This is a genomic window from Desulfosediminicola flagellatus, from assembly GCF_005116655.2.
GTDB lineage: Bacteria > Desulfobacterota > Desulfobulbia > Desulfobulbales > Desulfocapsaceae > Desulfopila > Desulfopila flagellata.
This window is the reverse complement of the sequence record NZ_CP050698.1, coordinates 6,602,687-6,615,719: the sequence shown is the minus strand read 5'-3', so window position 1 is coordinate 6,615,719 and position 13,033 is coordinate 6,602,687. Positions and strand designations below refer to the sequence as shown.

Here is a 13,033-nt window from a genome sequence, read left to right as displayed (position 1 = left end):
TGCAAACGACCGCTGTCTACTTCGGAGTCTTCAATTTATCGAGATCTCTTTCTGTCGTTGCGATAAACTCAGGCTTCCCCATTTCATCAAATAATCGGGTAATAGTCAGCCATACCTGAATAATCTTTCCTGCTTTATCAACACGCTCTGTTTGATACGATTCGATATCTTTGGTAAGTAATGAGTTATACAAGAGGTTTAAATCATCATGACAGTGTGATGGGACCAAATCATGCATATTCATTTTAAGTGCTTCAGCCTCCGAAAACCCGTACAGTAACTCAGCCCCTTTGTTCCAGGCCAAAATATTACCTTGCAGATCCTGCAGCGTAATAGCATCATTTGAATCCTGGACTACCGTCGCCAGACGTTTGGCTTTATCGAGGAGATGTTTCAACTCTGTTATATCTTCAAAGGTAATGACCACTCCATCAATAACGTTGGTCGTGGTACGATATGGCCGTAACTGCATGCGATAAAAACATCCTTTTTTATCTGACACCTCAACAGACATTTTCTCAAGATTCGTCAGAACTCTTTCGGCATATTGCTGTATATCGACGTCCTTTAACTGAGAGGCAAAATGGCTTATAGGTCTTCCCGTATCAATCGGAGACAAGGGGAAGATGTCCGTCACTCTGGTAGTAAATCTCCTGATATTGAAGTCTATATCAAGAAATATAGTTGCGATCTCAGTTGCTTCGAGCAGATTCTTAATATCATCATTGGCTGCAACCAGTTCATCAATACGACTTTGCAGCTCGGCATTCACAGTAGAAGACTCTTCATGCAAAGACTGCAGTTCTTCTTTTGAGGTTTCCAGTTCCTCATTGGTGCTCTGCAATTCTTCGTTGGTTGACTGCAATTCCTCGTTCGTCGATTTGAGTTCTTCGTTTGAGGATTCCAATTCTTCGATGGTTGATTGCAGATTTTCGCGGGTGTAGTTCAGTTTTTCTTCAAGTTTTTTTATCTCATCAACCTGCTTTTTTCGTTTACGCTGTATCTTAGTACCTGGTTTGTCAGCTTTTTGATCGGGAACAGCTTCGAAAATGATTAACATCATTCCTCTTCCAAATTCGAAATCTGACAGAGGCCTGACAATGATATTTATATCGCCATAGTCTCCGTTTTCATTCAAGCTGATCTTGTCGATACGTGTTTCAACTCCCTCATCTTTGGTCTTGTGGAAAGCTTTGGCTATCTCTGTTTCTATACTGGGTCGTGCCATCTTCAGCAGATTCAAGCTGGCCTTTCCTTCAGCGGGTTCCAGATAACGCCCGGTACGCCCATGAATATAGAGGATATCAGCAGTATCATCTATAATGACACAGGATGGGATTTCACTTTGCGCAAGTATTGTCTTGAGTAATTTAGCATTACTCATATCACTCAGGACTTTTCGTTGTTTTTCAATTTTGGGGGCAGGCATTTTAACAAAGGGTCTCGAATGTGGAAACTGCAGTAATGATTGTGAAGACGTTTCAGATACAACACGTCTGAAAAGCTTATATTTTTTATCAACCGGATCAAATAAATCATTAAAATTACCAATTGTTTCAGATGAACCTATAAGTAGAAGTCCCGGTTGTTTCAAACTATAATGGAACAGTGGAATAAGCTTTTTTTGTAACTTCGAACCAAAATAAATAAGAAGATTTCGACAGGAAAGGATATCCAGTTTGGTAAATGGAGGATCTCTGATGATATTCTGCTGGGCAAAGGTAACCATTTCTCTGATGGTTTTCTTGACCATATATTGATGGTCAACCTTAGTAAAAAAACGAGCCAGGCGCTCGTGTGAGATATCTGCGGAGATACTTTCAGGATACACCCCTTTCCTGGCAGTATTTATGGCAATCTCATCGAGATCGGTGGCAAAAATCTGCACTTCCGGATGGCGCCCCAGCATTTCCATACATTCTGTCAATACTATCGCTAAAGAATATGCCTCTTCTCCTGTACTGCATCCAGGTACCCAGATACGTATCTGATTATCATCAGTCTTATTTTTGAGCAACTCCGGCAAATATGTTTTTTTCAGAAGTTCAAATACCTCTGGTTCTCTGAAAAAATTGGTCACACCAATAAGCAATTCTCTAAACAGGACTGAAATCTCATGCTTAGAGTTCTGAAGCAGCTGTACATATTCATGCAGGCTATCCAGATGATGAACATGCATGCGCCGCTCAATTCTGCGGTTGATGGTGTTCGTCTTATACAATGAAAAATCATTGGTTGTTTCAGTCCTCAGAATCTGAAAGATCTCTTTGAGAGAGTTTTCATAATTCTCCTGAGCAGGAATTGGCAGGATATTGGTCTCCCTCCCCTGATGCTTAACATAGTTTAGCAACTGGGGTGGCATTTTGTCGGGAGGCATTACATAATCGGCAAGTCCGGTAGCAATAGCACTTTTGGGCATGCCCTCATAATCTGCCGATTCGGGATCCTGTACCATAACCATTCCGCCTTCAGCTTTTATAGCTCGTACCCCCAAAGTTCCGTCTGAGCCTGTGCCTGAGAGTATGATACTGATTGCCTTACTGCTGATATCTTCAGCAAGGGCACGCATAAAACCGTCGATAAGGTTTCCGGTAGTGATATGATCATGAAAGACAGATACATGCAGCCTGCCTTCGGATATAGTCATCTCTCTACCGGGAGGAATGATATACACATGATTGGGAAGCACCTCCAGGCCTTCTTCAACTTGCAGGACCGGCATTGAACTTTTTCGTCCAATCAGGCTTGGCAGCAGACTGATATGATCCGGAGAAAGATGCGAAACCACGACAAAGGCAATTCCGCTGTCACCCGGCATTGCCGAAAAGAAATTTTCAAGCGCAATCAGTCCACCTGCAGATGCTCCTATCCCGACAATCGGAAAGTCAGCAGAGCTGGAATCACAAGAAGATGGTAGCGTGCCGGAATTTCCATTGGTACTAACTGGTGTCATTATTTTAGGCCGCCTTGAAGTATATGGAGTTTTGAGAGGAAATTTTATATCCCTTAACTATCTATAGATACTTGTAAAAGAATCATTATAGAAGGACCTGAAAAGATGTGTTGAAATGTATCATGCTCATTTCATAATAGAAACCCAAAAATACTTACTGAGATATGTTGGTATGCACGAGGAGTGCTGTCCGAGAATAAGGGTTTTGTTCAAAATCGAGACATTTTCAAAAAATAAGCACAGCCATATAGTCGATATTGCGAGCATTATTTTTTTGAAAATTCCGAAGAGTTTGAGAAAAAGCCATTCTCGGACAGCCTCCTGGTGAGGTTAAGTCTTCTCTGTCGTCGTTAAGAAAAACGTGTTTCCTTCTCTCTTCATCAGCAACCCTTCTTACGTTGCTGCAGGGCTTGTATCACTATCATCAGCAGCGCCTCCAACTGCACTGCGTTTCCGCGATAGATCTACTGTATCCAATACGCTTTTTACACTACTTACCAATACAGAACTGCTGACAGGCTTTTCCATACAGGCCTTGACACCATACATACCTGCCAGGGTTTCAGCGCTTTGGCTTTCCTTGTCTATGCAGAGAATGATTGGCAGATCTGGACGAATTTTGAGCACCTTTGGAATAAATTCAGTGTCTGTAAGGGATTCTATAGCCTGATCAACAATGATGAGATCAAACTTGCCCAAAGAGGTGCTCAGATACTCCCATGCTGTTTCGATACAATTAAACCCTTTTACTGTACAGCCTAACGCCTCAAGATAAACGGTGAACATATTGATGATTGCCTTATCGGCATCGATAATACAGATATGTTTCCTGCCTGCTGCAAGAAATGGATCAGAAAAAAGAGCTGGTCTAGTAGCCTTTTCTTTACTAACCGGGAAATACACCCTGAATATGGTTCCACGGCCGGGCTGACTTTCAACGTGAATGGCTCCCCCGCAACTTTTAACAATCCCCTGGACGATTGTAAGACCCAGTCCACTGCCTTTGCCGCCCGGCTTTGTCGAAAAGTAGGGATTGAACATGTGATCCAGTGTTTCCTGGTCTATACCATGTCCTGTATCTTTCACCATAAGTTCCACAAAAGGACCTGCATGAATATCGGATGTATCAACCACACTCGTATCATCAAGCATCACCTGATGTACTTCTATTGTTAAAACACCCTTTTTCTTCCCCATAGCATGTATGGCATTTGTGCAGAGATTCATAAGAACCTGATGAACCTTGACAGGGTTTACGAGAATTGGGCCGGCGTCAGGATCGAGTTTTTCAACAATTTTAATGCATGACGGTGTCGCGGCGCGAATGAGGTTGAGTACTTCCTCAACAATTGGAGCAACTTCAACCAGCAATCTAGCCTCCTGCTCTTTGCGGCTGAAGGTAAGAATTTGTCTGACAAGTTCTTTGGCACGGTTTGCTGCATTAACGATGTGACCAAGATATTCTCTGGATGGATTTGATTTCGGCATGGCTTCGTGGACAATTTCAGCATGGCCCAAAATAGCAGTTAAAATGTTATTGAAATCATGAGATATACCTCCAGCCAATGTGCCAATCACCTCCATTTTTTGCGTTTGTAAACGTTTCACCTCCATTGTCTTCTGTTCAGTGATATCCCTGACAATGTGAACAATATGGGTGGTAATACCGTTTCCCTTCCGCATAGGAGAACATGTAACCTGATATATTTTTTTCGATTTTTCGTTATGTATTTCTCTGGTGTGGGTTGAAAGATCCTGAAAACATTGCACTCCCAGACAGCCCTGGCAGGCAGAATCTATCCCGGGAAACATTTCATAGCAATTTCTGCCCTCAACGCTCTCATTCCCAAAATCGGATAGAAACATTTCATATGCGGCTTTATTCGCTTTAACAATTCGAAAATCACGGTCTATTATGGTTATAGAATCAGAGATCGAGTCAAAAGTTATTGCCCATTCTTCCGTGCTCTGCCTCAAAGAGTCTTCGAGAGCTTTTCTGTCTGAAATATCAGATATTGTTATCCATAAGTCCCCAGCATTACCGTCAATATCGAGCCGTACTCTGCTTTCGAGCAAGGCGTATATGACAGATTTGTCCTCTTTAATCAGCGGTAACTCGCATGTCTGTTTTTTACTGGATATGAGGAGACGTTTACGAAAGTGAGAATACACATCTTGGCTATCACGCTGAATTAATGTTGTAAAAGAGCGCCCCAGAAGCTGTAATTTTGAATATCCCAGCATTGTTGCCGCAGTTAAATTACACTCCTCAATCAGTCCATTTTCCTGAATCGTAAAGAAACCGACTGGTGCAAATTCATAGAGATCTGTATACTTTCGACGGGATTTCTCAAGCTCTTGCTGGGCGAGACGGAGATCTTCATTCTGGAGTTCCAGCTCAATCTGGTGGGTATGAAGCTCATGAACCAGTTTCTGGGTTTCCTCCATAGTTAGCGAGGAGGAAGGCAAATGCTCTGAACCAGAGAGCCACATCTCAGCTCTCTTCCTCAAGCTAAAAAACTTGTCTTTATGTGTTGTGTTATTATCTGTCATTAAACATCATCGAAAGCTATTAAGGGATGCTGCCGGGAAAGTATATACGAATCTTCTTTTGGGGAGCTAAAGATTTAGTTTCGCATCGAGTAGTTCAGGCATTATTAGTCACCGGACATTCAATCCAGGGTTTAAGCGCATACAACGAGAGTGTTAATAGAGGCTATCATCATACATGATCATTACAAGGCGAGTATTTCACTATACATTTCTGTCGGTTACTGTATCGAATTGCTAGAATATCCGTCTCACCGAAAACTATTCCGCGTGTTCTTTGTATTGTGTTGTATACACAATTTCGAATTAATGCTCATGATTTCAGGAAGAAATGTGACATTTTATTATTCTGTTCCAAGTCCTACCGTCTAATTGCACATATTCAAATTCGGTATAAAGATTACCACCCCCAGCCTATCCAACACGTTCAGCATATTGATTTATACAATTTCTGGTGATATATTGGAAGTGTTGAATTTGCCCCCTAAGTTAACCTCTTAAAACATTGCGGTTCACTCAGTTGCTCTACATAAATTTTGTGATATATCACTGAACGGCGCTAATGCGATCCCCCCCTTAAACGTGTTCATGTCTACTAATGGGAAACGATAACATCCACGAGAAGCAAACTTCAAATCTAACACGGTTGGATAATAGAAGTTCCCGAATAGATACTCAACAATTGTTAGCCGATTTCGAACCACTCTCAGAAAAAAAACAACTGGAGTTGCTTCATCAACTCCAGAGGCACGAAGCCAGGATTGAGAGACAAAACGACGAACTGGAGAGAAGGCAGGAGCTTCTTGATGCCGAAAAGACCAGGTATTTCGATCTCTACAATATGATCCCGTTAGGTTGTCTCAGTGTGAATGCAAAAGGAATGATAGTCGATGCCAACTCTTACGCTTCATGTATGCTCAATGTGGCACACGATACGCTCATCGAGCTGTCTATCCCCAGGTTCATTCATGATGAGGATCAGGATCTTTACAGCCACTATCATCAGCAATTGTTCAATTCTGGTGAACCACAGATTGGCACATTGAGGATGCTGAAAGCAGACAGGACAGTTTTTCCGGTACAGTTTAAAACAGCTCTCTCCCACGATGAGGGTGAAGCAGTCTGCTATTTCATTTTTGATGATAATGCGGCTCTTGCTAAGATAGAGAAAGAACGTGAGTTAACGGCTCATCTCGTTAACCAGGTAAATACATGTGTTGATTTGCATGAATGCATGCCTTCACTAACATTGTCTCTGCAGAAATGGTCAGGTTGCGAGGCTGTTGGTATCCGGCTACGTGATGGAGAAGACTATCCGTATTATGAAACCCGGGGCTTACCAATATCATTTGTCGAAGCAGAAAGGTTGCTCTGCATCACTGGGCCAGACGGAGAATTACAACGTGACGACAGTGGCAGCCCCGTACTCGAGTGTATGTGTGGAAATGTTCTCTCCGGCCGAGTCGACCCCTCTAAACCTTTTTTCACCACTCACGGGAGTTTTTGGACCAACAATGCTTCAATACTACCACCGAGCATCTGGGCCAATGTGGGGCAGTCTTCCGCCCACAGTAGATGCTATAGAGAAGGATATGAGTCGATTGCACTTATTCCCATGCGTATTGATCATTGCATTCTTGGATTATTACAATTCAACGATCATTGCCCCGGCCGTTTCAGCCCTGAACATCTCCTTCATCTGGAAAGAATATCCGACAATCTTGCCTTAGCAATACGTCGACGACAGGCTGAGGAAAAATTGCGTAGCAGTGAAGAAAAGTATCGCACTGTCGCGAACTTTACATATGCAATGGAAACATGGCGAAAACCAGATGGTGCCTATGTTTATATTTCACCAGCCTGCAAGCGTATAACCGGCTACACAAGAGATGCTTTTCTCAACGACCCAAAACTTTTTGAACACATTGCCCATCCCGAAGATCGGCCAAAAGTGATCAAACATTTTTCAACAGATCATCATGCTGGCAGTGCAGCGAACACAGGTCTTGAATTTCGTATACTTACTCCGGATGGAAAGATTCGCTGGCTCAGTCACTCATGTTCTGCAGTATTTAATGATGAAGGAATATGGTCCGGCTGCCGGGGCAGTTTCAGAGAAATAACCAAGAATAAACATGTAGAGGAGCAACAATTTCAACAGCAGGAAAAAGAGCGGCAGATTAAAAAAGCGGCAAGTTTGAACCGCATGGCCGGTGCAATAGCTCATCACTTCAATAACAAACTTCACGTAATTATGGGTTATCTTGAATTAGCCACGGAGACCCTGCACCAAACAGATGCAGCACATTACAACATCGTATCGGCTCTGGAAGCAGCTACCCAGGCATCAGAAGTAAGTAAGTTGATGCTTGTCTATCTCGGGCATACTCAAGGCAGGAAAGAACCACTCGATCTTGTCGAGGCCTGCCGGGAATGCCTCCCTACATTCCAGCCCTTCATGCGGCAGGGACTGAAGCTGGAAACTCATCTACATACACCTGGTCCTGTCATCAACACAAACGCAGACGAGATCTGTCAGATCCTCATAAAAACTGTTAGCAATGCCTGCGAGTCAATAGCTGATGATAAGCCCGGGCGTATTCGTCTGAGCGTCAATGTCGTTGCCTCAACAGAAATATCTTCACAACATAGAGTCCCTACCAACTGGCATGCAAGTGATGAATCCTACGCCTGTATTGAAATTAAAGACAACGGTTGCGGACTTACGGAAAATGAAATCGATGAAATCTTCGACCCATTCTATTCCACAAAATTTACTGGCCGCGGGCTGGGGCTCCCTGTGGTCAGGGGACTTGTTAAGGCACATGGCGGTGCTATCACAGTAAAGAGTGCACCTGGTTCCGGCAGTACTTTTCGTGCCTATTTCCCTCTATCAAAAGAGCATACTCTGCCACTTCTCCCATCAGTAAAAAACACACCTGAAATGCGCTGGGAAGGTACTGTGCTGGTTGCTGAAGATGATATGATTGTGCTTGAGATAACAAGTATTTTAATGGAAAGAATGGGGTTTACTGTACTCACCGCAGTAGACGGTCTGGACGCCATTGAAGTCTTTCGGCGTCATAAGGATGACATCCGGTTTGTACTGAGTGATTTTGCCATGCCCAAGATGAACGGCCTGGAAACATTTCATCAAATGCGAAAGATAGACCCGGATACTGTAATGATACTTACCAGTGGCCACACAAAAGAACATGTGATGGAAAACAATCCTCCAGATCGTCCACAATTCTTCTTAAAAAAACCCTATAACCGTCAAGAGCTTAAAGATGTTATTGCGCTCGCCATCATGCCGGGCGCCACCTCGGTGTAAATTCACTCAAGTGCAAATTTTTCGAAATCTCAAAAAGTAGCAGAATACCTTTCTACGGAGTCTTTACTTACCTGCTCAACTCGGTGTTACCGTCGAAAAATTAACGCTCGCAATATACATGACCGTAAGCCCTTAATTGCCAAGAGTCAGGGAAACTGCAGGATGCTATTATGCTCAAAGAATACATCTATTTTGACGTAGTTGTTTTTCGTATTGACCTGCTTTTGAAAGAGCAGCGTAATCTTACTGATTCGGTTAGTCAGTCATTGTATTGCTGGATGTATTATACAATTTCAAGTTTACCTTTACCGATAATCGGCCCCATCCTTGACAATGAAATATGTATGGTAGAAGAATTGAAAGAGGAATACCGCGCACCCTCCTTTCCCTAGAAGTTTTGCCACCCCCCTAAAGAGCATCAGTCCATGAGGGTGTCCGATATTAGGAATTTCTTCTCAAATCGAGGAATTTTGACAATAGCAAGCGGATTTATGTGGCTAATATTTATAGCATTATCATTAGTAAAATGACGAAGAGTTGGGGAGAAAGAGCATTCTCGGACAATCTCCCAGGGCAGCAGTGACCAATAATACATTCATGATTCAAGCGAGTTGGCCTAAAAAAGAGATCTTGATCTATGGCATATGTGGTAATTATTGACGACGATTCAACGTTTAGAAGTCTTCTTTCAGAGCACTGTGAACTCTTAGGACATGAGACCGCTTTAGCCGGTAGCCTTGAAGAAGGAAAAATCCTGCTGGGTAACCGGGAAACCGATCTGGTTTTTCTTGATGTGCGTTTGCCCGACGGTAACGGACTAGAATTGCTGCCGTATATTCAAGAACACCCTTCTTCTCCAGAGGTCATCATAATCACCGGGATGGGCGATGCCCACGGTGCGGAAATGGCAATTAAAAACGGGGCCTGGGACTATCTGCAAAAGCCTCTATCCAGGCAGGAAATTATCCTCCATGTACGAAGAGCACTTGAGTATCATCAAAAAAAGATACAACGCTCATCTCATGTCAATCTTAAACGTGACGAGATTGTGGGCGAAAGCAAAGCACTTCACCTCTGTCTTGATCAGGTTGCCCATTGTGCAGAAACCGATAGCGGAGTGTTGATCACCGGTGAGACAGGCACAGGTAAAGAGTTGTTTGCCAGGGCAATCCACGTCAACAGTTCTCGCAACAAGCACCCGTTCGTTGTGGTTGATTGCGCGAGTTTGCCTGAGAATCTTGTGGAGAGTATCCTTTTCGGTCATGCCAAAGGTGCCTTTACGGGGGCTAACAGCGACAGGAAAGGTTTGGTCGAGCAGGCTAATGGCGGCACACTTTTCCTCGATGAGGCTGGCGAATTGCCGCTTGAAACCCAGAAAAGTTTCCTTCGCCTCCTGCAGGAGCGGGTTTATCGGCCAGTAGGCAAAGATAAGGAACATACAAGTAATTTCAGACTTGTTGCTGCTACAAACCGGGATCTGGAGGCCATGGTTCGACAGGACATGTTTCGTAGTGATTTGTTCTTCCGTCTGAATACCTTCAATATCCATCTACCACCACTCCGGGAGCGAGGAGAAGATATCGAGAAACTTACCATGAGTTGTGTTTTTTCGATCTGTCGCCGTAATCGGCTGCCTATTAAAGGCGTCGCCCCGGAAACTCTTGAAGCGTTAGCCTCGTATCCCTGGCCTGGAAATGTCCGTGAATTGGAGAATACTCTGGACAAAGCGATAATCTCTGACCCGATGGCTCCAGTGTTATACCCAATACACCTTCCACAGGAAATCCGTTTGTGCAGCATCCGCTCCAAAGTTATAAAAAGAAATGAGCAATTCAAAGATGACACTCCACATCAAGCACCAGGCTACACAACACATTCTCAAACACTACAGTCTTTTAAAGAGTATCGCCGCCTGCAACTGAACAGTATAGAGAAGCAATATCTGCAGAGGTTAATGGCGGTGACTAATGGAAATATCACATCTGCATGCACGTTGTCCGGGCTAAGCCGGTCTCGATTATATGGCTTATTAAAAATTCATTCTCTCCATGCCGGAAATGATTTCAGTCCCAAAAAGTAAGACTACACACACCCTTTGTCCTATTTTGCAGTATTCCCGCTATTGATTTTTCACTTTTCCTCTTCGTACTGATTACGCAATATGCAGAATTAATTGCGCATGTGATCAACACACTATTCTGGCACACATCTGGCAGTGTCTCTTATATCAATTGAGTTTGGACGGTGAAGTCAATCCCAGGATGATCATGTCGCAGGCATGCAACCGAACGTATTTCATTGATTAACTCAAACGGTAAAAAAACTATTTTTTACATAGAAAAACACTACAAGAGAGAAATGTATGCGTTCAATACTTGGTAACATGTCCTTAATGAAAAAAATTCTTGGTGGATTTTTGATAACATCCCTCATTACCCTGATTGTCGGGGGCATGGGCTTTTTGTCTATTACAACATCGATACATTCGGTCGAAGATGTGGTGAACAACGATTTGCACTTACTAAAGACAGCAGAAGGCTTAGAAGTAATGGCTCTGACCCTTCGGCGTTATGAAAAAGATGTGTTTCTGAACATCGGTAAACCCGAAAAGCAACGGGAGTATCTTCGTAAATTTAATGAAGTATCAGAACACACCATTAAAGCCCTTGATGAAGCTATTACCATTGCTGACGGTGAAGATCACATACCCGAGGATACAAAAACGGCTATTCGAAAAGCCAGACAAGCATATAATCTTTATATATCAGGATTTTTGGCAGTTGCCGATGAGGTTCTTGTCGCTCAGGACATCATGCCTCAAGATGCTAATAAAAGGATGAACTCCAATAAAGAAAATATCTATCTCTTTGAAGAAGGTGTTTCTCTGCTGGCCAGTGAAGCAGAAAAGATGATTGATAACGCTACTGATCTATTGATCGTTTCAGGGGAAAAAACACGAACAGGAATCGGCATCTTCATCCTACTCGGTGTAGTAATAAGCATCGTAATCGGTGCCACTCTGAGCTGGATGATCAGTAAACCGGTTGCTGAAGCAGTAGCATTTGCAAAGAAAATAGCTGCAGGTGATTTGAGTAATACAATAACAACTGCCCGTGGTGATGAAATTGGCGATTTTCTGAGAGCTATGGATGAGATGTCTCAACAATTAAGAAGCACCATTGAGACAGTTGTTAACAGCGTCGAAACAATGAAACATTCATCTACAGATTTAACAGATATTTCGAGCAAGTTGACAGCTGACAGCCAGGAGACAACAGGTCGCTCTGAATCAGTTTCTGTTTCAGCAGAGGAGATGAGTTCAAGTATCGGTGCCATCGCCGCAGCCATGGAACAGTCGGCTACTAATGTTTCAATGGTTGCTACTGCTACAGAAGAGATGTCTGCGACGATCAATGAGATTGCTGAAAATGCCGAAAGAGCACGTTCAATCTCGGGCACAGCTGTGAATCAAGCAGCTTCAGCCACAGAAGCCATGAGCAATCTCGGAAACGCTGCTAACGAAATCAGTAGTGTAATAGCTGTCATTACCGAAATCTCAGAACAGACCAACCTACTGGCCCTTAATGCAACAATTGAAGCTGCGAGAGCCGGGGATGCGGGTAAAGGGTTTGCTGTTGTTGCAAATGAGATTAAGGAACTGGCAAAGCAGACTGCCGGCGCAACGATGAACATCAAAGACAAGATTCAAGACATGCAGGGAACGACAAAATCGACCGTAACTCAAATAAACGGTGTCGTCCAGGTTATCAATAACGTCAGTGAAATAATCAATACAATGGCTACCGCTGTTGAAGAACAGTCAAGTGCTACAACAGAAATCACCTTAAATATTGCTCAGGTATCTGAAGGTATTCAAGAGGTTAATGAGAATGTAAGTCAGACCTCAAATGTTGCCGCAACGATTTCACAGGATATCGGCCACGTCAATCAATTAACCTCACACGTCCTATCAGGCAGTGAGGTTGTTGGACAAAGAGCCAAAGGCCTTTATGCGTTGTCTGAACAATTACGAAATATCATTGCACATTTTAAGCTTGCATAGAGGGCTCGCTCATAAAAAAAGACGAGAAAGGTTAAACCTGTAAAGGTATTCCATGACAGGACACACTCGTTTTCATCCCTAAATGAACTGGTAGCACCGGCTGTTGTTTAAACGAACACGTGCTTATTGTGGT

Annotated in this window: 6 protein-coding genes; 4 read left to right on the top strand and 2 right to left on the bottom strand. The window is 43.2% G+C overall.

The genetic code is table 11. The features are described from left to right. Window positions 1–16: 16 nt before the first annotated feature. Both FCL46_RS27325 and FCL46_RS27320 read right to left on the bottom strand, forming a co-directional pair. Window positions 17–2,953 carry a chemotaxis protein CheB gene (locus tag FCL46_RS27325; RefSeq protein WP_136808191.1) on the bottom strand — a complete coding sequence of 979 codons (2,937 nt, stop codon included), beginning with the start codon at window positions 2,951–2,953 and terminating at the stop codon, window positions 17–19. 393 nt (window positions 2,954–3,346) lie between these two features. Further along, entirely contained in the window at window positions 3,347–5,506 is a 2,160-nt protein-coding gene (locus FCL46_RS27320; protein WP_136808192.1) for a hybrid sensor histidine kinase/response regulator, read from the bottom strand. Window positions 5,507–6,101: 595 nt separating this feature from the next. Between FCL46_RS27320 and FCL46_RS27315 the strand changes: the two genes are divergently transcribed. The 4 genes from FCL46_RS27315 to FCL46_RS27300 all read left to right on the top strand — a co-directional run bounded on the left by FCL46_RS27315 (window position 6,102) and on the right by FCL46_RS27300 (window position 12,900). Then, entirely contained in the window at window positions 6,102–8,837 is a 2,736-nt protein-coding gene (locus tag FCL46_RS27315) for an ATP-binding protein (RefSeq protein ID WP_136808193.1), read from the top strand. A gap of 170 nt (window positions 8,838–9,007) precedes the next feature. Continuing rightward, window positions 9,008–9,229 (top strand): hypothetical protein, encoded by a 222-nt coding sequence (locus FCL46_RS27310; RefSeq protein WP_136808194.1) that lies wholly within the window; start codon window positions 9,008–9,010, stop codon window positions 9,227–9,229. Between the two features lie 245 nt (window positions 9,230–9,474). Beyond that, window positions 9,475–10,917, top strand: a complete 1,443-nt coding sequence (locus FCL46_RS27305) for a sigma-54-dependent transcriptional regulator (protein WP_136808195.1) — start codon at window positions 9,475–9,477, stop codon at window positions 10,915–10,917. A gap of 282 nt (window positions 10,918–11,199) precedes the next feature. Then, window positions 11,200–12,900 carry a methyl-accepting chemotaxis protein gene (locus FCL46_RS27300; RefSeq protein WP_136808196.1) on the top strand — a complete coding sequence of 567 codons (1,701 nt, stop codon included), beginning with the start codon at window positions 11,200–11,202 and terminating at the stop codon, window positions 12,898–12,900. The last annotated feature ends 133 nt before the right edge of the window (window positions 12,901–13,033 follow it).